The sequence below is a fragment of the Anoxybacillus sp. FSL W8-1294 genome (assembly GCF_037965005.1).
In the GTDB taxonomy this organism is placed as follows: Bacteria; Bacillota; Bacilli; order Bacillales; family Anoxybacillaceae; genus Anoxybacillus; species Anoxybacillus flavithermus_G.
Genome location: NZ_CP150179.1, coordinates 1,258,442 through 1,284,163, shown reverse-complemented (window position 1 = coordinate 1,284,163; position 25,722 = coordinate 1,258,442). Strand labels below are relative to the sequence as shown.

The 25,722-nt window shown below is 41.7% G+C and carries 18 protein-coding genes and 3 pseudogenes; 6 read left to right on the top strand and 15 right to left on the bottom strand.

All coding sequences use genetic code 11. The features are described 5' to 3' along the window. The first annotated feature begins 158 nt into the window (after nucleotides 1-158). Nucleotides 159-290: a hypothetical protein gene (locus NSQ23_RS06840; RefSeq protein WP_339173926.1), complete on the top strand. Its 132-nt coding sequence runs from the start codon at nucleotides 159-161 to the stop codon at nucleotides 288-290. Between the two features lie 245 nt (nucleotides 291-535). Here the strand turns inward: NSQ23_RS06840 and NSQ23_RS06835 are convergent, their stop codons facing one another. Next, entirely contained in the window at nucleotides 536-1,984 is a 1,449-nt protein-coding gene (locus NSQ23_RS06835) for an IS66 family transposase (RefSeq protein ID WP_339173923.1), read from the bottom strand. A gap of 163 nt (nucleotides 1,985-2,147) precedes the next feature. Here NSQ23_RS06835 and katG point away from each other — a divergent pair, with 163 nt between their 5' ends. Next, nucleotides 2,148-4,352 (top strand): catalase/peroxidase HPI, encoded by a 2,205-nt coding sequence (gene katG, locus NSQ23_RS06830; RefSeq protein ID WP_339173920.1) that lies wholly within the window; start codon nucleotides 2,148-2,150, stop codon nucleotides 4,350-4,352. 35 nt (nucleotides 4,353-4,387) lie between these two features. Here the strand turns inward: katG and NSQ23_RS06825 are convergent, their stop codons facing one another. From NSQ23_RS06825 to NSQ23_RS06800, 6 genes and pseudogenes are all read right to left on the bottom strand, one after another. Next, a complete protein-coding gene (locus tag NSQ23_RS06825) occupies nucleotides 4,388-4,681 on the bottom strand; it encodes a nucleotidyltransferase domain-containing protein (protein WP_192949410.1) in 294 nt (97 codons plus the stop codon). Between the two features lie 61 nt (nucleotides 4,682-4,742). Next, a complete protein-coding gene (gene iscB / locus NSQ23_RS06820) occupies nucleotides 4,743-6,023 on the bottom strand; it encodes an RNA-guided endonuclease IscB (protein WP_339172146.1) in 1,281 nt (426 codons plus the stop codon). A gap of 237 nt (nucleotides 6,024-6,260) precedes the next feature. Further along, nucleotides 6,261-6,548 (bottom strand): annotated as a pseudogene (locus NSQ23_RS06815) (UvrD-helicase domain-containing protein); the annotation flags it as partial. A 12-nt stretch (nucleotides 6,549-6,560) separates the two neighbouring features. Continuing rightward, on the bottom strand, nucleotides 6,561-7,694 hold the full coding sequence (locus NSQ23_RS06810) for an IS4 family transposase (RefSeq protein WP_339170758.1): 1,134 nt from the start codon (nucleotides 7,692-7,694) through the stop codon (nucleotides 6,561-6,563). Between the two features lie 102 nt (nucleotides 7,695-7,796). Further along, a pseudogene (locus NSQ23_RS06805) lies at nucleotides 7,797-8,843 on the bottom strand (NERD domain-containing protein); the annotation flags it as partial. A 340-nt stretch (nucleotides 8,844-9,183) separates the two neighbouring features. After that, nucleotides 9,184-9,777 (bottom strand): annotated as a pseudogene (locus tag NSQ23_RS06800) (IS4 family transposase); the annotation flags it as partial. A gap of 399 nt (nucleotides 9,778-10,176) precedes the next feature. On the opposite strand from NSQ23_RS06800, the gene NSQ23_RS06795 reads away from it, so the two are divergent. Further along, nucleotides 10,177-12,645, top strand: a complete 2,469-nt coding sequence (locus NSQ23_RS06795) for a sigma-70 family RNA polymerase sigma factor (protein ID WP_339173918.1) — start codon at nucleotides 10,177-10,179, stop codon at nucleotides 12,643-12,645. 182 nt (nucleotides 12,646-12,827) lie between these two features. On the opposite strand, the gene NSQ23_RS06790 is transcribed toward NSQ23_RS06795, so the two are convergent. Both NSQ23_RS06790 and drmA read right to left on the bottom strand, forming a co-directional pair. Then, on the bottom strand, nucleotides 12,828-14,507 hold the full coding sequence (locus tag NSQ23_RS06790) for a DUF1998 domain-containing protein (RefSeq protein ID WP_064220553.1): 1,680 nt from the start codon (nucleotides 14,505-14,507) through the stop codon (nucleotides 12,828-12,830). Between the two features lie 40 nt (nucleotides 14,508-14,547). Beyond that, complete coding sequence (gene drmA, locus NSQ23_RS06785) at nucleotides 14,548-17,634, bottom strand: DISARM system helicase DrmA (protein ID WP_241736765.1); 3,087 nt, start codon at nucleotides 17,632-17,634, stop codon at nucleotides 14,548-14,550. A gap of 368 nt (nucleotides 17,635-18,002) precedes the next feature. Between drmA and NSQ23_RS06780 the strand changes: the two genes are divergently transcribed. Together NSQ23_RS06780 and NSQ23_RS06775 are read left to right on the top strand one after the other, a co-directional pair. Then, nucleotides 18,003-18,566 carry a winged helix-turn-helix domain-containing protein gene (locus tag NSQ23_RS06780; protein ID WP_339173913.1) on the top strand — a complete coding sequence of 188 codons (564 nt, stop codon included), beginning with the start codon at nucleotides 18,003-18,005 and terminating at the stop codon, nucleotides 18,564-18,566. Next, complete coding sequence (locus NSQ23_RS06775; RefSeq protein ID WP_339174323.1) at nucleotides 18,532-19,062, top strand: IS630 family transposase; 531 nt, start codon at nucleotides 18,532-18,534, stop codon at nucleotides 19,060-19,062. Before NSQ23_RS06780 ends, NSQ23_RS06775 begins: the two co-directional genes overlap by 35 nt. Nucleotides 19,063-19,105: 43 nt before the next feature. On the opposite strand, the gene NSQ23_RS06770 is transcribed toward NSQ23_RS06775, so the two are convergent. The 3 genes from NSQ23_RS06770 to NSQ23_RS06760 are packed head-to-tail and all read right to left on the bottom strand — an operon-like array spanning nucleotide 19,106 to nucleotide 22,108. Further along, the gene (locus NSQ23_RS06770; RefSeq protein ID WP_064220557.1) at nucleotides 19,106-19,327 is read right to left on the bottom strand and encodes a hypothetical protein; all 222 of its coding nucleotides are present in this window, start codon (nucleotides 19,325-19,327) and stop codon (nucleotides 19,106-19,108) included. Nucleotides 19,328-19,350: 23 nt separating this feature from the next. Beyond that, complete coding sequence (locus NSQ23_RS06765) at nucleotides 19,351-21,789, bottom strand: DEAD/DEAH box helicase family protein (protein ID WP_339173910.1); 2,439 nt, start codon at nucleotides 21,787-21,789, stop codon at nucleotides 19,351-19,353. Then, nucleotides 21,782-22,108 (bottom strand): nucleoside triphosphate pyrophosphohydrolase, encoded by a 327-nt coding sequence (locus NSQ23_RS06760; protein WP_339173907.1) that lies wholly within the window; start codon nucleotides 22,106-22,108, stop codon nucleotides 21,782-21,784. The genes NSQ23_RS06765 and NSQ23_RS06760 overlap by 8 nt, the downstream gene beginning before the upstream one ends. A gap of 238 nt (nucleotides 22,109-22,346) precedes the next feature. On the opposite strand from NSQ23_RS06760, the gene speD reads away from it, so the two are divergent. Further along, on the top strand, nucleotides 22,347-23,120 hold the full coding sequence (gene speD / locus NSQ23_RS06755) for an adenosylmethionine decarboxylase (RefSeq protein ID WP_339173904.1): 774 nt from the start codon (nucleotides 22,347-22,349) through the stop codon (nucleotides 23,118-23,120). Here the strand turns inward: speD and bioC are convergent. From bioC to bioF, 3 genes are read right to left on the bottom strand one after another with little or no spacing between them, the layout of a single operon-like run. Beyond that, the gene (gene bioC, locus NSQ23_RS06750; protein ID WP_004889989.1) at nucleotides 23,113-23,880 is read right to left on the bottom strand and encodes a malonyl-ACP O-methyltransferase BioC; all 768 of its coding nucleotides are present in this window, start codon (nucleotides 23,878-23,880) and stop codon (nucleotides 23,113-23,115) included. The genes speD and bioC overlap by 8 nt on opposite strands. After that, a complete protein-coding gene (locus tag NSQ23_RS06745; protein ID WP_006319578.1) occupies nucleotides 23,873-24,553 on the bottom strand; it encodes an alpha/beta hydrolase in 681 nt (226 codons plus the stop codon). Before NSQ23_RS06745 ends, bioC begins: the two co-directional genes overlap by 8 nt. Next, on the bottom strand, nucleotides 24,550-25,722 hold the full coding sequence (gene bioF, locus NSQ23_RS06740; RefSeq protein WP_064214298.1) for an 8-amino-7-oxononanoate synthase: 1,173 nt from the start codon (nucleotides 25,720-25,722) through the stop codon (nucleotides 24,550-24,552). Before bioF ends, NSQ23_RS06745 begins: the two co-directional genes overlap by 4 nt.

Genomic DNA, 25,722 nt, shown 5'->3' with positions numbered 1-25,722 from the left:
TTACGCACATATGTGATAACCCACCGATCAATTCCAAACTTTCCTGCATTCGCTCCTGCAACAAGAATAAAAAATAATTATATAACAGATATTGATTTTTTAAATCTGTTATAATACAATGTAACTAACAAAAGAAACGTGCGAAAGGGGTTTTGTTTATGGATATGTATACGAAAGCTTACCAAAGATACGTTGAAAAATGTCGTGAGTTCGGCATTGAAGCAATTGATTTAATCGAATTTATTCGAAATTTGACAACTGAACAAGTCCAACATATGATCCAGGGTTAAAGATTGGAGTGAAACGATGAACGGAGATACGGATGTAAACGTATAAATCCCCCATTTTATTCTGTAAACAGAATGAAATGGGGGATTTTTATAATTTTTTTATAAAAATATTTTTTATACTTTACTATTAAATATTAATTTAGTATAATTCTAATGTACTAATCATTATCACGTAACTATTCACCCCAGTGCTAGTGTATAAAAAAGCCCAGCACAAATAGGGCATTTCGGTCATAGAAAATGCCCTAGGTAGCGGAAAGAACTCGATCGATCGTTTCGCCTGCCAACAGAAGACATAACGAATCCCACACGTTTTTTTCGTGTTTCGTCAGTGTGGAAACGATGCTTCTTGCGATGCAAAACGACTGCGCGAATGTTTCTTCGCGAAACGTACCCGAAATGTTCTCTTTGACTTTGACCATGCGAAGATCGCGTTCGGCTTGGTTGTTATCAAAGGGAACATGTACTTCACGTAAGAAACGCAGCGCTTCTTCCTTTCGTTTTTGAAGGCGTCGAACAAAAGCGAGTGCTTTTTTCGGAAGAGGCGTCATCGTTTCTAATCGGTGTTGTGCTCTTTCTAGGATGCGATCATACACTCGTTCCCACCGTCTCGCTTCTTCTTCGGAAAGTGCACCGTGATGGGCTTCGACGGCTTGCTTGGCGGCTAACAGAAACGTGGTCATGCGCATCGCCCACGTATGCCCCTGTTCGATGAATCCTTTTAACTCACGCAAATGGTGGGCATGACAAAGGGCATGGGTGGCATGTGTGTATTTCGGATACGTACTGAACGCATCGTGCATCATCGTCCCTTCATATCGGGGAAGAATCCCGATATCATCGGTCGCTTTTTTTCCACGAGAAGCGTGAGGAGCCAAGTATGTATATCTCGATGTACACGCGACATGCACCCATGCGAGTTTCCCATTGATGCGCAAACTCGTTTCATCGACATGCAGGATGTTGGATTCAAGTAAGGCGTCTTCGATGATGTCCATATTGGATTCCAGCGCTTCGCGTCCTCGTTTCACCATATTGGCAAGGGTTCCTGTACTAATCGAGTGTTGATATAACGCTTCGATTGTATCACTTAAACGCTTGTACGGGATCAATTGGATATGATGTAAATAAACAGCGAGCGCCGTGAGCCGTGGACCGTATTGCACATGATTCGTGATATGGGATGGGAATTCGGCTTGTTGCACGCATCGACAATGTGGACACGATTTCACTTCACGTTCATGTTGTGTCACCTCGATCGCCACAGGAGGGACATCAAACACTTGACGGATATCGACTTTGAACGGTTTGACTTCACGCAAAGAAGCTCCACATCCTTGACACGTATGCACACGGTGGACGACACGATGATGTGGATGTTCCACTTGACGGAGCGTCGTTCCTTGATGTCCTTCTTGTCCGCCTGGCTTGTTGCCAGATGGTTGACGAGAAGAACGTGTGTTGGCAAAACGGTCAGAAGATGGGGGCAAATGGCTATTAGAGCTGTTTTTTTTCGTGCGTGCTTCCAGCTCTTGAACGCGATACTTGAGTTGTTCATTTTCTTTGCGTAGCTGTTTGTTTTCTTTCAACAGTTGCTCAATGACTTGTTGTTGGTGAGTAATGAGCTGCTTTTGTTGTTGGACTTTGCCGATTAAGCTCTCAACTGTAAATACAGCTTGTTGTACCGTCAACATGCGATTCACCTCCTTGTCTATCAATATTCACATCATGGACAGGAAAAGCAAAAAATATTCAGCTCACTTTATGATGTGGCTGAATAGTTACATTATCACTTCATTGTGTATACAACTGAGAGACAATTCATTTCATTTATATGCTAGAAAGGGGAATAAAAGAGTGGAAAACAAAAACGAACACGTATCCAAATGCCCATTCCATGGGAGCGTGACAAGTCACGCTTCAAACAAAACAACAAACAAAGACTGGTGGCCAAATCAACTAAACTTAAACATCCTTCATCAACATGACCGAAAAACGAACCCACATGACGAAACGTTCGATTATGCGGAAGAGTTTCAAAAACTTGACTATTGGGCGTTAAAAGAAGATTTGCGCAAACTGATGACGACAAGCCAAGATTGGTGGCCTGCCGACTACGGTCATTACGGACCGCTATTTATCCGCATGGCTTGGCATTCGGCAGGAACGTATCGCATCGGTGACGGACGAGGTGGAGCATCAACAGGCACGCAACGTTTTGCCCCGTTGAACAGCTGGCCGGACAATGCGAATTTAGATAAAGCACGTCGCCTGCTGTGGCCGATTAAACAGAAGTATGGCAATAAAATTTCGTGGGCGGACTTAATCGTATTAGCTGGCAACGTAGCCATTGAGTCGATGGGTGGAAAAACGATCGGGTTTGGCGCTGGCCGTGAAGACGTATGGCATCCAGAGGAAGACATTTATTGGGGTGCGGAAAAAGAATGGCTCGCTTCGGAACGTTATACAGGCGATCGTGAGTTAGAAAATCCGCTTGCTGCTGTGCAAATGGGACTCATTTACGTCAATCCAGAAGGTCCGGACGGTAATCCAGATCCGCTCGCAGCCGCACGTGACATTCGTGAGACGTTTAAACGAATGGGCATGAACGATGAAGAAACGGTGGCGCTGATCGCAGGCGGTCATACGTTTGGTAAAGCGCACGGAGCTGGCGATGCATCGCATGTCGGTCCTGAGCCAGAAGCCGCTCCAATCGAAGCACAAGGATTAGGTTGGATCAGCTCATACGGAAAAGGAAAAGGACGCGATACGATTACAAGTGGCCTAGAAGGCGCTTGGACACCAACACCTACAAAATGGGATAACAGCTATTTACAATTGCTTTTTGAATATGAATGGAAGCTAACAAAAAGTCCAGCTGGTGCGTATCAGTGGGAAGCAGTGAACTTAAAAGAAGAACATCTCGCTCCAGATGTCGAAGATGCGAACAAGAAAGTGCCACCGATGATGCTGACGACCGATTTAGCGTTACGGTTCGACCCAGCATATGAAAAAATTGCTCGCCGCTTTTATGAACATCCTGAAGAATTTGCTGATGCGTTTGCACGCGCATGGTTTAAACTTATTCATCGCGACATGGGGCCGAAAACGAGATATCTCGGTCCAGAAGTACCGAAAGAAGATTTCATTTGGCAAGACCCGATTCCAGCAGTCGATGTGGAATTAACTGATGCAGAAATCGAAGACATCAAAACGCGCATTTTGCAATCAGGACTAACAGTGAGCGAGCTTGTAAAAACAGCTTGGGCGTCCGCTAGCACATTCCGCAACTCCGATAAGCGCGGCGGCGCAAACGGTGCGCGTATTCGACTCGCTCCGCAAAAAGATTGGGAAGTAAACGAACCAGAGCGACTTGCCAAAGTGCTTTCCGTTTACGAAGATATTCAACGTGAACTTCCGAAAAAAGTGAGTCTTGCCGATTTAATCGTACTTGGCGGTAGCGCAGCTGTCGAGAAAGCTGCACGCGACGCTGGTTTTGACGTTCGTGTACCGTTTATGCCTGGGCGCGGCGACGCAACCGAAGAACAAACAGATGTCGAAAGCTTTGCTGTATTAGAACCGGTTGCGGACGGATTCCGTAACTACCAAAAGAAAGCATACAGCGTCACGCCTGAGGAGCTGCTTGTCGACAAAGCGCAGTTGCTTGGCTTAACCGCTCCAGAAATGACTGTATTAGTTGGTGGATTGCGCGTGTTAGGGGCAACGTATCGCGACCTTCCTCACGGTGTATTTACGGATCGTATCGGCGTGCTAACGAACGATTTCTTCGTCCACCTCGTCGATATGAGCTATGAATGGGTACCAAAAGAAGATGGCTTGTACGACATTCGCGACCGGAAAACAGGAGAAGTTCGTTGGACTGCCACACGTGTCGACTTAGTGTTCGGTTCGAACTCGATCCTCCGTTCGTACGCCGAATTTTACGCCCAAGACGATAACAAAGAAAAATTCGTCCGCGACTTTATCAAGGCTTGGGTAAAAGTGATGAACGCTGACCGCTTTGACCTGCGGAAAAAAACAAAAGCATCCGTTACAGTGTAAACGAAAAAGCAGGCGGACGATTGTCCCCTGCTTGTTTATTTCTCATAGATAACGACTCCGTCACGCTTAATTTGCTGTGCGATTTCTTTGTTCAACGAGTCAGCAAACAACACATCGAACGAATAAATACCGACGATTTCATCAATCGCATCGATGACTTTCCACTTTTGCTTTCCTGTATAATCAATGCATAGGTCAATGTCAGAGTTATAGCGTGCCATCCCTTTCGCGCGCGAGCCGAATAAAATAACTCGTCGGATCTCTTCTTCACTTTGAAAATATGCCATTAAGCGTTCAAATACGGTTTGGTTAATTCCATATGTTGTCACGATCAATCACGAAACTTACGCAAGGAAGCCCCTGCCTTTAGGCACGGGGAGGAATTGCACCTTACGCAAGTTCCGCCACCCCCTTTCCATAAGCATATCCGTCAAATCGCTGAATGACTTGGACATATCTATAATTTATTCCTTGTGCGATACGCTTTCCGTCCTTGCCTTTAATATCGAAACTTCCAGTCTTTCTACATGCGACTTCGCCAAACCAAACGCCTTGATATTTCCCTCTTGGGACAACAGCCTTAACCATGTCCCCTGTTTGGAAGCCAAAGAAGAATTTTTGTCTTGCAAGATAACCTCTTGGGAAGCCATATCTATCTAGGTTTGTGCGTGAACGACTACCACGCCCTTTTGCCTTGATAAATAACACTTCTTTTGTTTTGAAATATAAGTGATTTGGTGTGCTTTCTCCCACGCAACAAGCGTCAAAATAGTGTGTTTTCGGCAAGTCTAAACGAATACGATTCATTTTCGTTCGTGCACCTGTTCCACACTCGACATCTAATCCTGTCTGCTTTAACACTTCATACGCTTTCCATCTTGTCGAGTTGATAGCACTTGCATCCTTTAATGATTCTTTGACTTGCTTTTGAATGTGCGGATACCCGAATTCTTCTGCTGTCTTACTTCCTTTGCGCTGATTACAGTCATGACAGGCAAGACATAGGTTATCCACTCGGTCTGTTCCACCTCTCGATTTTGGAATGATATGCTCCACTTCAAGTGGAACATTTTCTTTTCCGCAATAACAACACTTCCGCCCAAACTTTTCAAGCAAATACTCCCGTACTTCATATCCTTGTAGCGTGCCTTGTTGATACTCTACACCATTGATTTCAGGATTTCGCATGAGTTGCGTGTCGAATTTGGCATTTTCGTATGATATATACCCAATGGGGCATAACTTCTTTAGGCGGTTAACCCATGTTTGGATATTTTGCACACGACTCTCTAGTGATGACGGCAACCACCCCTCCTTTCGCTTGCGGTTCAGAAAGCGTGGTTTTCTGTATCTTGTTTTTCGATTTCGTCTTGCTCGACGAAAAGCACGCCTTTTATCTATTCTTTCCTTGATGTCTGTGCGATGGTCAAGTTGCCCTAACCATACCACTTCTTGTCCTCGCAAAATCGCTAATCCTGTATGCCTGCTTCCATAGTCGATTTTTAGCCGATATGTTGCTTTAATTTCTGATTCGTCTACTGATTTTTTCAAGATGATGGTAAATGGAAATCGCCTGTAAATCGCCGCCTTCCCTTGTTTCAACAGCTTTCTTGCAACTGCTTCGTGACAAGGAGCAAGCGGACGTTTGTTTGTGTCTAACACAAAAACCATAGGGTCCTCCCCTTTCCTCTGCTTACGCAGGTCATATTCTCCTCGACCATGTTATAGATGCTTGTTATGTGCAAGACACTAGCGCTACCCACCACGCTTGTTTAACCTTGCACGACAGAGGAACGGGCTGGAGAAGCACCCGAACGTGTCATGACATCTATAACGTAGGCTCTGTTTCAAGCCTTGGTCTGGTCAACATGGGGCTTACAAGCCCATGACTTTAGTCATTGGGTTGTTGACAATTTGTGCCGTATTGCGATAGTTAATCGTCAATACTTTTGAACGGCCTTGAAAACTTAATCCCGTATCTTGCACATATGAGCGTTTTCGTCTATAAATCGTCTGTGCACGATCTTCCACAAGAAGAAGCGATTGTGTTTCTGGGTTTAGTAGCTTACTAACGAGCGCAAGCCATTCGGAAGAAAAGTCTTGCCCCTCGTCAATCAAAATTGCGTCGTACATCGGCAAAATCGCTTCTTTTTTATCAATCTTTTCTAATATGTGCGGAATTTGTTGTTCTGATATCACGGCTGTTGATTATCCAAAATTAGGCATACTACTCCCATATATTCGGGCATACTCAAATAAGACAGCTGCCATCTCGGATTTCCATTCGAGAGGAAGTTGCCCAGAGAAAAAACGACGGACAAACGAAAGAAAGGTAAGGGACGAGGTTGTCCGTTTTTCCGTTCGATGATATAGCCATCTCAGTAACACATAAGCGATAAATGCCGCAAAAAGTTGGTTGTATACCGCATGCTCGTTGGTGCCAAATAAGGTCGGAACGTTTAGATATTGCTTGATCCATCGGAAAAACACTTCCACTGTCCAACGTTCTTGATACATCTCGGCAATCTTTTCCGCCGATGCCTCTAAGACGTTCGTGACCACACGGATTTCATGCCCGTTCGCATCCTGAAAGATCACGACGCGATGGCGCTTTTTGGAACGACATTGTTTCGTTCCTAACTGGCAAGTAAAATCCGCCACAATAGAAGAAGAGGAGGAAGAAAGGCGCTTTAGGCTCTTTTTTTGATGGATCTCGACATTGTCTTTCATCCGAATCACAAACGGTTGCTTCTGTTCGACAAACCGATCGAGGCGTTCAATTTTAAAGTACGCTCGATCTTCGACAAGAACCGTTTGTACGTCTGTGAGCCGCTCTCCCACCGGTCCATCGTGGCGCAACCCTACGGTTTCTACGATGTCGCTCGGCATTTGTTGCTCAGGGGAATACGCGACGTGCATTTTCACTCCGGATCGTTCCCCATGATAGGGTGCCCATGTCAGGCGGTTTTTCCCCACGGTGACGGTCGTGGAGTCTACTATACGCAATGCTTTTGGAAAGCGAAGCGAACGGCGGGTTTGGCGATTGCACTTAGAAACAACCAAAGCAAATAAGCGCTTCATCACCTCGTACGGAACTTCTTTCGCTTTCTTAGAAACCGTCGAGTAATGAAACGTCGGCAATCCGTACATTTTCGCCACATCGGCACCATGACGGAAACTTTTCCATTCGTGAAGTGCCGCCAGCAGAAAAAAATCAACCAACGTGCGCACCGTAAACGTCCGCGAAGTGTCATGGTAGCCAACGGCTTCGGTAATCGACTGGAGATCTTCATCAGAAACAATTTTTTGCATCAAATTTGGGAGTGTGGTATGCTTGTGCATAGAGAGCACCTCCTAGGTTTGTTTGTGTTGTTACTTACATTCTACAGGAAAGGTGCTCTTTTTTCTATGTTTTTTATGGATATTATTGGTTAATCAACACGCCTGTTCTGATATTTTTAAATCATGTTTCAACCATTCATGGAAGTTGCGCACGATAATTTGCTCCCTCGCTGTGTTTGCCATCGCATTTTCTTTCGTAAAATCAAAATCGAATAACGAATCTGGTTCACTTAACATATGCTCGAGCATTTGGCGAATCCCTTGCGCTAGCGAAATGTTATAACACAAAATTAAAATTTTCCAATCAGGATGTTGTTTCGCCAACAGTTTTGCGCGACTAGCTAAAATAAGCGTCTTTCCGCTTCCTGCTACGCCGCGAATCAGACGGTTTTTATCTCCAAGCTGTTTTGCTAAGTTTTCTTGATGTAAATCCATCGCTTTAATGTCGTGAAGCGATAAAAGCACTTGATCTTGATACGGCGTAGGTGGCCGAAACTCCGCGCTGATGCGCACCTCTGGAAAAAGATGATAACGGATCGCATCAATTTCCTCTTTCGTTAACGGCGTGCGCAATCGATACGGAACGACAAACATATTCCATATTTTTTCAAACAACACTTCTTCGCTAAATGTTTCTTTGTCTGGATCAATTTCATCCCGCAACAGACAAAAATTCGGATCAATAACTGGATACAATTGCTTTTTCACTAAATCTTTTTGCGAGATTCTTGTAAACACAACCCCATAACCGTAAGGAAACTTTACGTAAGGAAACTTTAACTGAAACTGATACTTTCCTTCTAAGTGGACTAAATTTTTGTCTTTTTTTAACACATCAACAATGTGAAATGCGTTATCTCTCGCTTGCTTAAACGGGCTTTTTACTGTCGCCTGCTCGCCAGCGCTATTTACAATCGTCCATTCATCATTATTCAAATGAAACAACGTCGACAATGTGTAGTCTTTCACTTCAAGCACAACAAGCCCTAAATCAGGTCCGATAATGACAAAATCCGGACGTCTTCCCCGAATCTCCGGTTCATAATAGACAATATAGTCATCTGGTAAATACGTTTTTAGCGTTCGAAACAACAACCGCTCCCCTGCTGTTGCACTCGAACGAATCGTTTCCGGAATCGTGTACGCCATCTCAACCAGCTCCAGTGGAAAATAGGATTTTTATACCATTATAATATAAAATAGGTTCATCACCACAACATGTACTTGACAAGCGGAGGATTTTCTTGAGCCGCCGTGTACGAAAAATCTGATTTACTGATTTTTTCTTATAAGTACAGAGAAGGCGTGTTCTGAAATAGTCAAGTACAACTTTCGGTGAAGATCCATAAAATAGGTGGGTTGTGGCTAGAAGAATGAAAGTTTCTTTAATGGTCAATAAAATTGCTCACTCGAAAATGGAGTTACCGAACAGTGCCTGACACCGTTGCTAAAAATTTATAAATTTTTGTGTCTACTTTATTGACCTAATATCAAGGTAGCCACGGTCAAACACATACATGCATTCCTTGTCATCCACCATGATTTCAAGCTGTCCACGGTCATGTTCTCTTGCCGTTGTCATCAAAGCTTTTTCAGGATAGGATATCCCCTTTTCCATAAACACAAGGCGCAAATGTAGCTTTACACCCGCCTTTGTTTTACGAAACTTCGCCCATTTATGGTTGGTCAAATTAAGTGGCAATGTGCTTGAATCAATGATTTTTAAAGGCATGACCCGTTTTGTGTGTTGTGTTTTGGCATGAATTTTTGCGACTAAATCAAGAAAAAGCTTTTGAAATAGATCTGGGTTTATACCATTTAATCGCCGTGACAACTGTGAAATACTGATAGAATTAAGGCCGACCCCTTTTTGAAGCTGGTCATCAAAAAGGCAATCGCTTAGCGCATGGAGACTTTCGATTTCTTCCAATTGCGCAAAAAGCAGTAATTTTAGAAATGACTCTGTCGTTAATTTTTTCGTATAGTAATCTAATTTCATCGTTTTCACCTGTTCTTCAAATAATTGAAGATTTATTGGCGAAAACCATTGTCCAAATGAAGTTTTTCGTGTAATCTTGTCCATGAGTTTGGTCCTTTTTAGTGGATTTGGACGGGTTACCACCTGACTTATCCATTATAAAGGACTTTTTCTTTTCACAAAATAAAATAAGTGAAGATTGTGAGTCTTTTTAATATTAAAATTAAATTAATACAACACTAGTGAAAATTAATGAAATTTATTGTAAAATATACATAGAATGGGTTCATCACCACAACATGTACTCGACAAGCGGGGGATTTTCTTGAGCCGCCGTGTACGAAAAATCTGATTTACTGATTTTCCCTTATAAGTACAGAGAAGGCGTGTTCTGAAATAGTCAAGTACAACTTTCGGTGAAGAGCCATAGAATGTATTTTAATCTCCTTCGTATGCAACTTTTGAAAGCGTAAATATATTTTTGGAACTATAGGAGAGAGCAATGTGAAAAACGGTCCAGTTTATAGTAATATCTCAATGATTAATCGAGCATTCCGTACACTTGGTTCCCCACTTCATCGTGATCTTATTGTCGATTTTGTTCGTACACATTGGGGAAATGGAAGGGGTCTTTCTCTTGAAGAAGCGAGAAATTTTGTCAAGCTTCCCCTTGAAGCACAGTTTTATTATGAAAAAACGGAGGAAGATGATCATTTTTCTCGCAAAGAAATTCACAATAAGAAATTAGATAGATTATATCATCAAATGAAGATAAATCCTTATCCGCAACTTTATTCCAGATCACTTCAAATTACCATGAGTGACATTTATTTAGATCCGAGATTTGATACTATTTCCTCTGAAGATGGAAATATCTATATTGTATTAAGTAAATGGAATTTATTAAATGATTTAGTCTTTCGCTACATGCTCAAAAACAATATTGATAAAATCCTTGTTTCTGACGTGTACCGGAGTGTTTTATTGAAATATTCAATTGACGACCCTTATGCTTATTTTTTTCCAAAAATTGATCCGCGTTTTTTTGTTGATAGGAAACAAATGGTCTCACTTGTTGGAAAAAACGATCATGACTCATTTATTTCTATTCAAATAACCGATTATATTAAAGAAGAAGTCGCACTTAACATACCTACTATCAGACAATTTGTAATGCATGAAGAAGGTTTTGTAAAAATTCGTGATGTCATTCGATATGTTTTTCAATTACAGCCTCATCAAGCGCTATTTTCTTCATATTTTGCAGCTATTAAACAAATTGTTCCTTTATTAGATAATGAACTTATGTTAATCAATGAAGATTCGTTAGCATATTCGACAGTTGAAGAACATCCAGTCATAGAAGTAAAACAACGACTATACGGAGTTACTAACCTTTCTTCGATCTCTGAGCGCATTGAAGAAATAGGTAACTCTAAAGAATCTTCACGTTCTATATCAACAAAAACAGCAACTGCCAATACTACAACACGAACGAAAAAAAGGGAGAAGCTAAGCTATACTTTGCGCTATTACGATCGAATTCAAGAGACGTTAGCTGCACACTATTTTACGGATTGGATTCAAAATGGTTGTTTAATCGTTCACTTCTTAGACGATGAAAAATCAATCTCTCTTATCTTGCGTTACGATGAACATGAAAATATTTTATATGGGCAACACCTTAGCAATTTGATGATTGATTACGATTTAGAGCCAGGCCAAAAACTAGAGTTCTTCCTTGAAAATGAACAATTGTATATGATGCTAGGCTCTTTTGACGAGAAGGCACATACTGAACAAATGAAATATGAAGATATCGCAAAGCTTTCCCAAATGAAACAGCATGGCACTAAATCACTAATGCAACAGTTAGCAGAACTGCTCATGCTTCATCCATCAGGATTACATATTCGTGAAATAGTTCGCGATATACAGGAGGAGAGTAGTTACGCTGAGAGCAGCATTCGTAACACCTTATCTTCCTATCCTTTTTTTGAAAATATTGAAGGGAAAGTAGGATATTGGAGGTTTAATCCTCGTCAATGGAGAAAAAAATACATGGAAATTCCAAAAGAAAAAAAGGAATACTCCAAAAAGGAGTACTTTCCTTCATTACGTCAAATATTTAAACATCGGGCACTTGCTTCAAACAGAACAAAGCGCCGTTTAACTAATCACCAGTATAAAGTATTACCGAAAGAAACGTTTCTTTCACTGGCGTGGGAATACTACTCTTTTACAATTTATCAATATGCAAAAAATTTTTCTTCTTCGCTTATTCCTTTAGAGGATCTTTATCAAGAAGCCTATTTTGCTTTGAATAAAGCATATAACCGCTATAATCCAGATATGGGCGGAAGTTTTTATCATTATTTTCGGCGACATTTATTTGCACATCTTCAGCGTTACAAATTAAATCATTGTAGTCTTATTAGAATCCCGATTCACCGAATCATGCAGCTTATGAAAGAAGACCAAACAATTGAATCACAACTATTAGCAAATGAACAGACCATATCACCGGATTATGACTATATGTTATACAAGACAAATTATATAAGCTTTGAAGAACTTTATTCGCAGTATGATGAAGAAGCGAACGATGAAATACGCGCACACCTGTATTGCTTCTTCCAAAATCCTATGTACGAGGATGATAGTATAAAAAGAAATGTAAATATTGACTACTTGCAGATCGAGGAACCCGAGGAATGCCAATGGCTCCAAGACGAAAATAGCTATGAGGAAAAAATATGTGATCGTCTGCTAGTAACCGCAGCTCTCCACTATTTAAAACAAAATGCAAAAAACGACAAAGAATACAACGTAATTTTATATCGCTACGGTTTTTTGACAGGAGAGGAAATGACGTTGCAAGAAGTTGCAAATGTATACGGCATTTCCCGTGAAAGAGTGCGTCAAATTGATAATAAAGCATTAGAGAAGTTAAAAAAAATGGTCTCATTATAAGAAAAGGATGTCTTCAATGGATAATTTATTTTGAGTAAGTGACGTGTCATGTAGTGTATTTTGTGCTTATTACTGTAAATGAATAACAAGGAATGCGAAAAGGAGTAGCGATGGTTATCCCATCGCTACATCCGTTAGAAGCGATCCAGTTGATACAAGGTCCATTGCCCACACAAAATAGATTATAATTCAAAAAACGCGAGATCCTCACCGTTACTTAAAGGAATTAATGTACGTCGGTCAAGAAGTTGATTTCCCCATTCACACGATGTTTCGGAAACAAACCCACAAGCGTGACAAGCAGCACCGTTAATCGTAGACTGTAATTCAAACCGTGCATCCGAACAATGCGGATCCGATGAACAATGTTCCATTTTCTCTAATGCCCGCACGAAGATTTCATATAACTTGTCAGGTTTTGATAATTCAATTAACCCGCCTAATCCCCCTTCTGAGTCAGTCGATGCCGTATAAATTAGCACGCCATGCATTTCCTCGTTACAATACAGCCTTTCCCGCAATGACGTAGTGGCATATCCAGAAAACCTCGCAAATTCTTGAATCATCGCATGGCTAAACGTATGAATTAATATATGACGAGCTTTCAAGTAAATAGATGAATTACCCATTTGTTTCCTTCGCTTATTGTAACGATCAAAAATACTGGATAGCTCCTCTTTTACACGTTTTCTATTTTCCCATTCTATCAGTTTCTGAATATCAAATTGAAAAAATATACCTTCTCCTAAATTTTTCACAGCGGGCAACCAACCAGATGATCTTATGTCTTTCATAACCGAACAAACAGGAATTTCTGTTGTATCAAACGGGTCTAAATAATGAAGGCGTGTGAATCCCCTTAATACTTGAATTTCAGGTAACGATTCTATTTTCACAATAGACGAAAAATATGGCCTCATTTGTTCATGAACATCTACCCCCATACATTTAAACCCCGTATCCTCTAGATCATCGACATTTTTCTTTATTATCGTATTCCACTCTTGTTTACGAATAGTTTCGTACGATACACTTTGTTCGTGATCTTCATTTAAAATTTGTTCAACCAGCGACAACTGGATTTCTTCAATTTTTAGTAATTCCGTTGCCATCTGCTTAAAAAATCCTGTTTTCTTGGCAATATTTAAAGCCTCTTTGTGCCTCTTCACTCGTTCAACTAAAATATCATCTTTCCCATCGCTTAAAGGAACACCCAGTGTACTAAAGATAAGCGGTGTGTACAGTTTAGATGCCCCACGTAAAACTGTTTCCATTTGTTCGCTACACGGCTCTTCGTCCCCTATCCAAGGACGTTCTCCATTACACGCTTTTGTAAAACTCATAATATGAGCTAATGATTTCTTTTTCTTACATTTTACACATTGAACGTACATATCAGAAAGAGAACCCGCTATCCCTTGATAAGTCATCTTTAATATCGGTTGCTTGCATCCCTTTTCTTCATGCAACCAATCAATCCAAGGAAAATCATGAATATGACCATTTTTACACGCTAAGACAAAGCGGCTTGGAAACAATTCAACTTTTAATCCCTTTTTTTCACAATGATAACACTGGATTTCTTCCCACTCTGTCATCATCCCACATTTCGGACATATTTTCCATTTCGGGAATGGTCTTGCCGTTATACAGATTTTATCTTGTCCCTCATTCAGTAGCCGCAATCGAGAAACGCCCAATGCATTCCTTACTCGTTCATCTTCTATTTCATTTTTTCTTCTAAAATCCCACAAGTCCGCAGCCATAATCATAACACTTCCTTTTAGCATATCTACAATGGCTCCGGGTCCATGGTAAAATAATAACTGGCTTGGTCTTAACTGTCCCATTTGTTTACTCACCGTTTCACACCTCAATATCCCTCAATAAATTAAATTTTGGTTACTTTTTTTCCTTCCATTTAACTACTTTAATTTCTGTTTCTACACTTCGTAGCGAATGCATAGCAGGTCTAGCATCTTGCGGATCGTTTTCGTTTCCAAATGCTTTTAACAAGTAAGGTATGCGATTGTAATTTGATTTTTGGTAAGAAAGTCTCTCGTGTTTATTGGTCATTTCAATCCACCATTGCAAAATATCCTCCATGTTTCTTTCAAATTCTATTTCTGAAATCTCACCTGTCTGCATCGCTCGTTTCATTAGGAACTGCTTAATCTTTTCTACCTCTTCATTTCTTTCAAAACACTTCGCGCTTTGTTCTTTGCTAATGGCTGGTATACCTTGACGTATAGAGCCAACTAACACACCAGTTAATCCTCTCTGAAGGCTACCGTACGCAAATGGCGTAACACTCGTAGGCTCTACAAAACGATAAATCGAACTATGATACGATCGAAATCTTTCATAATGCGATAAATCACGCGAACGCAAGGAATTGAACAACGTTAATACGAGACCAGGATACATCCGACCAACACGACTTGTTGCTTGAATATATTCCGATGTTGTTTTTGGCTGCCCGTGTACAACCATTACTCCGAGGCGATTAACATCGACACCTACAGAAATCATATTCGTTGCAAGCACAGCATTAAGTGCCCCTTTTTCTTTATGCGTTTTTTCCATTAACGACAATAAACTTGGTATTTCTCGTGCCTTTCTTCGACTCGTCATTTCTTCCACATAGAGATCTCTTTGCGCAAGTTCTTCATTCAACAGTTTTAATCGAACCGGAATCTCATCTTTAAATAACATCGTTGTACCAGCTAGTTCTTTTACGGTATTAAAATACCCTAGAATCGTCCAATATGGGTCAATCGCGTTTCCTTTGAACTTCTCGCTAATTGCCATTAGTGCTGCATAAACATGAACCGTATGAATTTTCCCACTAACTCCTGGTGCGCAAATACCAACATATAACCGACCTGGTTTTTGTTGTGTAGGGACTTCGTATGATACAAAATTATCGCTAGCCTTTAACACAGGTAAAGGAAACTGACTCGCCTTTCGGCCGTAAAGACGCTGAATTTGTTCATTCGCCCCACGAATAGTAGCTGTAGAGGCAACAATCTTCGGTCCTTTTCCTTCGTGCTGGCACAAATAGTCAATTGCTAATTCGTACAAACCTGTTAAAGATCCTAATGGACCAGAAATCAAATGAAGCTCGTCCTGAATAATGAGTTCTGGTGGCTTCAAACAGTGAATCTTTCTATATCCACGTCTATTAGTTTCTGAAAAAATAAAACCGTTTCCAAAACTATAATAGTTTTTATATCCAAACAGCTCATACATATCTTTTTTCCAAGCAATTTGTGCAATTTTATCAACCGTCCCGATGAGAATGGTAGGGACGTATTGATAAATAGCCTCATCAATCGTTAGAGCTGGAATTCCACTATCCTCTGAAAAAGGACATTTATGATAATGACAGCGAATCACTTGCTTATGGTTATCAACATAATAGTCTTCCGCTGTCAACTCTGTTCCGCACCATGGACAGTGCGTCAGCTGCATCGGATTTCCTTCCAATATTTCGTTTCCTTCTTTTATTTGTTTCATTTTCTCGATGGCATCCTCATATGTATTAGGTGATGAGGACTGTCCGATCCAAAGCCCAATACGAAACGGTTCTACCCCATATTTTTCAGGCTCTTTTTGCCGAATGAGTTCCGCTGCACAAATCATAACTGCGGCCCTCTGAAATTGTTGTGTCGTCAATAAACGTAACGTATAACGCATAAATATGGTAACTCCCGCATACGTTTCTGGACAATCTGATTTCCCTATCAAGCGACGATATCCCATGGTGAATGCCGCCAGCCCTAGATATGCTTCTGTCTTTCCTCCCCCCGTCGGAAACCAAATTAAATCAACCACTTCCCGATCTTCGTGATTTGGATCAACCATTCCAGCAATGTTCATTAATAGAAATGCTATTTGGAACAGTCGCCATTCTCCCGTATATTTCGGCTGTATTCTTTCTTGGAAACTACGATAATGCAAAGCTACCTTCGAATGAGCTTGTTGAGTCACCATAACTTTATTCGCAAACCGAAACGCTTCTCTCACACATGCGTTACTTGTAATTAGGCTAATTCCCTCTCGAATCCGCTTAATTATTTTCTCAATCTCTCGAACATTTCTCTTCGCTACTTCTTTTAGATGGCTCGGTAATGATGAAATATGCTTTTTTTGTTCGTTCAGCCATTTTTCGTATTGGTTAGGAATGAAAGACAATGTTGCCTGTAGCCCTTTTTCATCCATTTCGCTCAATTCTTTCATGGAAAAGCGAACATCTGAAAAAGATCGATGTTCCACTGCAGGCAACTCATAAAATGGAAGCCATTTGCTCTCAATGATAATGTAACTATCGCTCTCTTTCCAATCAACACCGACCCCATGACCGACGGCATACTCATGAGAATGACGGCCATATAATAGCTCATCTTCATAATGATTCACGTCTGCTTTCGAAGAAAATACGGCGATATTCTCTTTTGGGATCTCTACAACCATTTTTGTTTGAAACATAATTTCGCTTTGTTTGGGATATGAGTCCCGTTCATAGCTGTTCATTAAAAACAAGCTAACGTGATATAAACCGTCATGATATTTTACCTTGCAACGTACGCGAGCCGGCTCATTTTTTGCCTCATATGTCCGGTTTTCCGGGACGAACTTCCATTCTTCTTGCAATTGAGTTCGGGTATGCTCTTTATCATCGTACATTCCCCAACTGATTTGTACTTTTATATCTGTTAGGGATTTCATTTTAAAACTAAACCCCATGGACGATGGGCGAAATACGTGTCGATGAATTAGTACTTCATCCATCGCCTCATCTTCTAGCAATTGTTTAGTTTCAATATGATTTTCTTCTTCATTTAAAACATCCGACGTTGAACCAAATGGAACAAGCTTCCCTGTTAAATAAAGAGCCATCGGTGTCTTTTTTCGACCTAGCGTTTCATTTTCTTCAAACGGACCAACAAGGAATTTTTCTAGTTCTGAAAGAATGATCGAACGCATCTTAACGTACTCGCTCATATCTATAGGAGACTGTGAGATTTGTATATCTTTAAGTTTCACTTTCTCATTTTCTATGACAAAAACATCACTGTACTCCTCCACAAACCGTTTAATCGCCTTTTCTGTCCAGAAATTCCCTATTGTTTTAAGGTCTGATAACTTGAGCTCTTTGTGACTCTTTAAGTATTCAAGCAGTTTCTTTGCCCCTGGTTTCATAAAAAATCCCCTTTCATCATTCGGTATTGCTCCTTCCCAGACAAATCTTTTACTTATATACATGCACTTTAAAGTTATAACTTCTGTATGAACACCCTTTTCCATGGTTATACTGCTCCTAAATACCCACGTATAAAAGGAGCGGAAATGACATGAAACGTCTTAAAATTACAAATGATCACGGTTGGACACCTCGAACCCTTCGGAAACAAGAACGGAAAATCAAAGATGCTTCGCTTCGTGTTCGGGTAACTGCCGTTCGCCTCGTCATAGAAGGGTATCTTGGCAAAGACGTCGCAAAAATGGTCAATCTGTGCCGTCAATCCGTTGCCATCTACGTTGCACGTTTTAATGAAGGTGGGCTCGATCATTTACTCGATCGCCGCTTGCCACCTGGTCGCGTGCCATTTCTTACGGAAGAACAACAACAGGAAATCAGACAACTGATATTAACTACCACCCCTGTGGATGTCGGGTGGGGCATTTCTTCGTCATGGAACACACGTATATTGCAATCTTACATCCAACAAACTTATGGCGTTTCGATGTCACGAGAAGGCATTCGCAAGTTATTGCATCGTCTTCGTTTGTCATGGACACGTCCCACTTATAAACTTGTCCAAGGCGATCCAGTGCTTCAAGCAGCCTCTGAAAAAGAACTCGAGTTTATAAAAAAAACGAATCACGAAAGAAATCATTCTTCTTCATGTCGATGAGACGCATGTTCGCGCATATCAAGCACTTCGTACGACATGGGCAGAAGTAGGGAATCAAAAACAAGTGCCAGGCTACGGTCACCATGCCCACGTGTCCATTTTTAATACCGTCGACGTGCGACAAGGCGATGTCGTGTTTCATCGCGCATCATCCGCCCATGCCGAAACGTTCCTTGACTTTTTGCGCCTGTTGAAAGAAAAATATTCCGATCGATTTATCGTGCTTGTGTTGGACAATGCGCGTATTCATCATGCCAACATGGTGCAAGCCTTTCTTGATGGAGAGGAAGGCAACGCCTTTCACTTTATTTTTCTGCCACCGTATTCCCCACATTTGAATCCGATTGAACGGTTATGGACGTGGCTGAAAGATGAAGTCATCGCCAACGTCCTGCATAAAGATCAAAAGGACATCGCCCAGTCGATTACTCGTTTTGAACAATACGTCTTACAGCATCCAGATGAGTTATTACGCCGCATCGGGTGTGCTGCGTGAACCAGAGGTTAAAATGTCAATTTGGATGTATATATAAAATCGATTAAGCCTTACAGACGGCATTACTCCCCCAAAAAAACTCATACGTCGCGATTATCTTCCGAAGCGACCCTTCGTCTTTGATCGGAAACAGTTCTCTTTCTGTACATGTATAGTAACATTCCCAATGAATGACTGTGTTAATAATATCAAGAACAACTTTGTCTTGTCGTTTGAACGTTTCTCTACAAATTGAACGGCGTAAGTTCCCAAGAATTGAAACCATGGACGTCCATCCCCTTCGCTTTTTTATTTCGAGATTTCTTGCTCCCCCCCACCCCTCCTCTCAAAGTACACATGCAACCGATATTCGCAAATCTGTTGCGTCCATTCGTATAGCATGTGTTCGTCTTCTGGCGCGATGGAGAAGTTGAGCGAGAAGACGTTATTTTCAAACGAAACAAGCCCATTGGAACTGCCGCTCCATTTCGTCATCGGCATTTTGGCAATGAGTTTGGCGACTTTTTGCTCGTCGTATTGCCATAAGCGCTTCGTTTCCCCATCAGAGAAATCGATGCGCTTTCGGTATTCTTTTTCCGTTAAATATTGATGGAAAAACGGTGCGGCTTCGGCTGGCGTGATTGGCAAATGCCAACGTGACGTCCCTCGGTTTAACATCGCCTGCAAGACGACCATTTTGTAGCTTTTTGTCATCACTGTTCGCTCGACTTCGATAAGCCATGATTCGTACTTTAAAAACACTTCTTTTTCCCGCTCGGACAATTCATCTGCCCAGTAAAGAAAGCCGACGTACGATTTGAATTCGTCCCTGTATTCTTTTGCTTCACTTCGTCCATGCAAATGAAGTTCCAAGTACGTCGGACGGCGGCCGAGCTGTTGTTTTACGTCGTAATAGTCTACTAATAATTTTTCTTTGCGTGGTTGGCGTTTTCTGCGCATTTCTTCTAATAAGTGAACGACACGAACATCAAAATCGACAACACATCCGTCAGGGGCAACAGGGATCACAGACTTTTGTTTTTTTCTTTCTTCTTTTTGCGTATCGAATAAGGCGAGTTTCACATCGGCATTGCGATAGTTTCCGATTAAGTCGATAATGACGCAATATTGTTTTTCTGGATGAAGACGCAAGCCGCGCCCGACTTGTTGGGTGAAAATCGTTAATGACTCGGTCGGACGGACGAATAATAGCGTATCAACCGCTGGAATATCGACGCCTTCGTTAAATAAATCGACGGTGAAAATCGCGTCTAATTCGCCTTTTTCGAGTAGTTCAATCGCTTTCGTGCGCGTGATATGTATTTGTTTGGAATGCAAACTAATCGCTCGATAACCGTGGTTATTAAAATAATCAGCTAAAAAATCTGCTTGGCGAATGGAAGAACAAAACACGAGCGTTTTCGTTTGCTTATATTTCTCCCAAGCTCGCAAAATATTTTCTGCCATTTCGTGACGAAGTTGTGCTTGCAATAGTTGTTCTTCATCGTAGTGGTTGCCGCGCCAAGCGATTTTCGTATAATCTGTATCGTCATATACGCCATAATAGTGAAATGGCGCAAGCCACCCGCGCTGTACCGCTTCGATAAAATCAATACGGTACGCCACATTTCCGTCGCAAAGCGCGTATACGTCTTTATAGTCATTACGATCAGGCGTCGCGGTAATGCCAAGTAAAAATTTCGGTTGGAAATAAGAAAGCACACGCTCGTATGACTTCGCGGCGGCATGGTGAAATTCGTCAATCACAATAAGGTCAAATGCGTCTTTTGCAAATATTTCTAAATGTTTTTTCATGCTTAACGTAAAAATCGACGCAAAGACGACATCGGCTTGCCGTTCTTTTATTTTACCGTCGTAAATGCCGAACGTTTTCTCTGGCATAACTTGCACAAACGACCGCTTCGCTTGATGCAAAATTTCTTCCCGGTGCGCTACAAATAGCACTCTTTGAAACTTTCGGGCGAAAAAAGCAGCTAAATACGTTTTACCTAGCCCTGTTGCCATAACGACCATCGCGCGATCGTATCCTTCTTCGTACGTTGCTTCTAGCTGGGCGAGTGCTTCCACTTGCGCAAAACGCGGTCGAATGACTCCGTATGATGCTTGTTCATCGTGAATGACTTCCATCTTTTCTGTCATTGCGATAGGAATCGTCAATTCCACTTCCTCTAGCTTCGTCCATTGTCGCACGAGGTTCGTATGACGTTGATGATAATCGTCATATTGTTGTTCATATTGCTTTAACGTTTCGGCGTTTACTTGTACCGTTTGTTCCGCATAAAAAAGAGTTAAAAACTCATTCATCACCTGAGCAAATACACTTTCTTCCACGCATTTAGGCACGCCAATATTCCATTCTACACCGCTTGTTAACGCTGAACGGGATAAATTCGATGAACCGATAATAAAATATCCATCATCTTCATTCTCAAATAAATACGCTTTCGGATGGAAAGAAACGCCGTCACTTTTCCATAACCGAACTTCAATGTTCGGATGGATCGCTATAAGTTGACGCAAAGCTTCTGGTTGTGTGACATATAAATAATCACCAGCGCAAATTTTAATATCGGCTCCCCGCTCCGCTGCACGTTGGAGCGGTTCTTTTATGACCTCCACGCCCGACTTCATCACAAACGACGTTAAAATATAAATTGTTGAAGATGTTTCGATATACTCGTTTAGCTTTTCGATCAAATGACGTTTAATAAACTCGACTTTACTCATCGTGTACCTCAATTAAGAAAATTTTCTCTTTAAACCCCCCTCGCTTTTCCGCTTTCGATGCCCGAACCGCTTCGACTTGTTCGATCGTCGCTCCATGGCATGCAGCGAGCGCATGAATAATTTCCAATAAATCAGCTAGCTCTTCGACCGCTGTAACATCATCTGGTGCATTCATATATTCCTCTAATTCCTCAAACGCTTTTTTTCGCAGTTCTTGGCGATATTCCTCATCACTTAATGTTCGCGTTGTAAATGTCTTCCCTGCTTCTTCAATAATTTTAGGAATCAAATCTCGAACCAATTTATTATAAACAGGCATCGTATCCTCTCCTTTTCTTGTTCATCTCTTTCTATTTTACAATATTACCCACTCCTTTGAAATAAAAAACTGTCTCAAGGGCATTATTGTAGGGATAAAAGGAAATAGATAAACATAGAAAATAAAGCCCACTTTCTCATATTCCTCTCCCTCATCTTTTCCTTCCTCTCGCCATACATACAAATCCTCACAAATCGACAACATAATAAACAGCATACATAAGAAAGGGAGGTTTATAATGAAACTTCACGGATTTAATAACTTAACGAAATCGCTTAGTTTTAATATGTACGACATTTGTTACACGACAAGCGCAAGCGAACGGGAAGCGTATATTTCATACATTGACGAAGTGTATAATGCGGAACGGTTGACGAACATTTTAAAAAACGTGGCGGATATGATTGGAGCGCACATTTTGAATATCGCCAAGCAAGATTATGTTCCTCAAGGGGCTAGCGTCACAATGCTTATATCAGAAGGACCGATTGAAGTGCCGAAAGAAGAACCGCCTGTGCCACAAGCGGTCGTTTGTGCGCTCGACAAAAGCCATATTACAGTACATACATATCCAGAATATCATCCGAACGACGGAATTAGCACGTTTCGGGCTGATATTGATGTTGCAACGTGTGGAGAAATTTCACCGTTAAAGGCGCTTGATTATTTAATTCGCTCATTTGAAACCGATATTATGATTATCGACTATCGTGTACGAGGATTTACACGCGACACTTCAGGAAAAAAGTTATTTATTGATCACGATATTACATCCATTCAAAACTACATCCCCGATGACATTCGCAAACAATACGATATGATTGATGTAAACGTGTATCAAGAACATATTTTCCATACGAAGTGCAAATTGCGTGAGTTTGATTTAGATAGCTATTTGTTTGAGCTGTCAAAAGATGAACTGACAAAAGAAGAAGCAGATACGATTACACATAAATTGCGCGTCGAAATGGATGAAATTTTTTACGGAAAAAATATGACACCACCTAAGTGATGTCAATAAAAATGCAATGATATGTTGCGCGAATCAGTCCTTGTTCCGAAAAACGTTGTTCATATTCATGCATCATTGTTTTGAAGACAGATGGTCGTTGGCAATAGCGACCCGACGTGCTATTTGTTGCACCGATGTGACGAAGTGATAAGAAGAAGTCACGTACAGATGGAAAATATTCAACTTCAAACTGTTCGTGTCCACGCGCTCGAATATGCATAGCGAGCCACTCGGAAAACGTCGGAAACGATGGGCCGATGCGAAGCGGCTCGTCAATTTGTTGAATGGCGAGCGCATACGCAAATGAGGTGTGCAACTCGTGAAACGTTCGGTCGCCAAATGTTGAAAAAAGAAGTTGTCCTCTTTCGTTTCGTTGTTTGGCGAGTTTGGCGATCGTTTGTTTTGGAGTCATAAGCCATTGAAACGTCGCGTTAGAAATAATGAGATCGTACGTTTCATGTAACTCAGCTTCTTCAATGTCTGCGCACAGCCATGTAATTGGTGCATCATTTAGCCTTTGTTTCGCTTTTTCAATCATGCCTGGAGCGATATCAACTGCTGTAAGTTTTGCCTGCGGATAAGCGTCATGTAACAGTTTCGTTAAATATCCCGTACCACAGCCAATTTCTAAAATCGTTTTAGGTGGATGATCGATGCGTTTTATTAATTCATGGGCCATCTTTTTTTGGACGTTCGCAAACTGATCGTATGTCGTTGCTCGTTCGCTAAATCGTTTTTGCATCAATTGTTTATCAATCATTTTTTCCACCGCCTAACCACGTTTGAATGTAATGGGCACACGTGCTTGGCTGTGTGACGTGCGGGGCGTGCCCGACATTTGGCATAAGCATGAACGTACAATGATTGGTTCGTTCATATACATATTGAGCGGCTTGCGGTGGACAAATGCGATCACGCTCTCCATGAATGAGTAGGAGTGGTACATCGATTTGTTGTAACTGATCCCGTACGTCTGTCGTTAATAAGTAATCTAATCCTAGCAACAAGTCTGGGATATGATGATGCATATAACGGAACGGTTGCGCTTCTTCCTCGCCCCATAACATATCAATAAATGATTGTATTGTTTTTTCCGGTTGGCGCATTAATTGTGTCTTCATTCGTTCCACAACGCGTGCATGCCAGCCGATCGGATAATCGTCTGTCATCGTAAACCGGCTCGTCCCTCCGATGCATACGAGCGCTTGCACATGTTCATGCATAGCGAGCTGTAAAGCAACGAGCGAGCCAAGCGACCAACCGATCACAATCGACGGGACGGTTAAAGCGTCTTTTGCTTTCGCTAAAAAATGATTGACATCATGCATATGCTCCCATGCGACGACGGTAACATGGCTTGGCTGGAGAGCTTGAATAAGCGGAGTAAACACTTCTCCTTTCATTCCCCATCCCGGCAATAACAATATGTTCATACGATCAGCCCCATTTCTTTTCCGACTGCGGTAATTTCAGCAAGCGCCCAATCGAGTTGCTCTTTTGTCATCGTCGCCATAAGTGAGAAACGAAGGCGCGCCGTGCCGTCTGGTACCGTTGGTGGACGAATCGCAACCGCAACAATGCCACGTTCACGCAAGCGGACGCTAAAAGCAAGCGCTCGTTCGTTATCGCCAACGATAATTGGCACAATATGCGTCGTGCTTTGACCAATATCGAATCCCGCCTGTTGCAGATGCGTGCGAAAATAATCACTTAACGCATGTAAATGATGGCGCAATGATCGTTCTTGTTGTACGATCTCAATAGCTGTACAAATGGTGCCGAGCACGCTTGGAGGTAATGCGGTTGTGAAAATAAATGGACGCATCGTATTAATGAAATAATCAATAACGACTCGCTTTCCCGCCACATATGCCCCGTATGCACCGAGCGCTTTACTGAACGTTCCCATATGTACGTCAATCTGTTCAGCAATCTCGTGTTCGTGAGCCATTCCTTGCCCTTTTTCTCCATATATACCGCTCGCATGTGCTTCATCAACGACAAGCATCGCACCGTATGTTTCTTTTAACGCGACGAGTTCGCGTAGCGGGGCAACGTCCCCGTCCATGCTGAAAATCGTGTCCGTCACAATAATTTTTCGTTTATGTCTTTCGGCTTTTTTTAATAGCGTTTCTAAATGATCCACGTCCGCATGGCGATAGCGTTTCACTTCCGCTCGGCTTAAAATCGCACCATCTACAATGCTGGCATGGTTCCATTTATCGCTAAAAATGACCGCATCCCGTCCTGCTAGGGAAGAAAGAATGCCGACGTTTGCTGTGTATCCGCTATTGACGATGAGTGCAGCTTCACACCCTTTCCAACGAACGAGCGCATCTTCTGCTTGTTCATATAGCGGATGGTTGCCAACAACAAGGCGTGAAGCCGTTGCTCCTACACCGTATCGTCTTGTGGCTTCCATGCTAGCGTGAATAAGCCGTTCGTCATGTGCAAAACCTAAATAGTTATTCGATGAAAAATTAAATAAGTGACGGCCATCGATATGTATAAAACATCCGTCGCTTTCTGCCTGAATCAACGTTCGTTTTTGCGCTTTTTCCGCAAGTTGTTCGATATGTATTTGCAATTCCTCCCACAACAT

What these genes read in the sequence shown, in the direction of transcription:
- NSQ23_RS06835 (WP_339173923.1), bottom strand. Translation starts at nt 1,984, where the DNA reads ATGTTGACGGTACAACAAGCTGTATTTACAGTTGAGAGCTTAATCGGC.
- NSQ23_RS06745 (WP_006319578.1), bottom strand. Translation starts at nt 24,553, where the DNA reads ATGAACATATTGTTATTGCCGGGATGGGGAATGAAAGGAGAAGTGTTT.
- iscB (WP_339172146.1), bottom strand. Translation starts at nt 6,023, where the DNA reads ATGGTTTTTGTGTTAGACACAAACAAACGTCCGCTTGCTCCTTGTCAC.
- bioF (WP_064214298.1), bottom strand. Translation starts at nt 25,722, where the DNA reads ATGTTGTGGGAGGAATTGCAAATACATATCGAACAACTTGCGGAAAAA.
- NSQ23_RS06810 (WP_339170758.1), bottom strand. Translation starts at nt 7,694, where the DNA reads ATGCACAAGCATACCACACTCCCAAATTTGATGCAAAAAATTGTTTCT.
- bioC (WP_004889989.1), bottom strand. Translation starts at nt 23,880, where the DNA reads ATGATTGATAAACAATTGATGCAAAAACGATTTAGCGAACGAGCAACG.
- speD (WP_339173904.1), top strand. Translation starts at nt 22,347, where the DNA reads ATGAAACTTCACGGATTTAATAACTTAACGAAATCGCTTAGTTTTAAT.
- NSQ23_RS06760 (WP_339173907.1), bottom strand. Translation starts at nt 22,108, where the DNA reads ATGCCTGTTTATAATAAATTGGTTCGAGATTTGATTCCTAAAATTATT.
- NSQ23_RS06770 (WP_064220557.1), bottom strand. Translation starts at nt 19,327, where the DNA reads ATGGTTTCAATTCTTGGGAACTTACGCCGTTCAATTTGTAGAGAAACG.
- NSQ23_RS06765 (WP_339173910.1), bottom strand. Translation starts at nt 21,789, where the DNA reads ATGAGTAAAGTCGAGTTTATTAAACGTCATTTGATCGAAAAGCTAAAC.
- drmA (WP_241736765.1), bottom strand. Translation starts at nt 17,634, where the DNA reads ATGCGTTCGATCATTCTTTCAGAACTAGAAAAATTCCTTGTTGGTCCG.
- NSQ23_RS06780 (WP_339173913.1), top strand. Translation starts at nt 18,003, where the DNA reads ATGAAACGTCTTAAAATTACAAATGATCACGGTTGGACACCTCGAACC.
- NSQ23_RS06840 (WP_339173926.1), top strand. Translation starts at nt 159, where the DNA reads ATGGATATGTATACGAAAGCTTACCAAAGATACGTTGAAAAATGTCGT.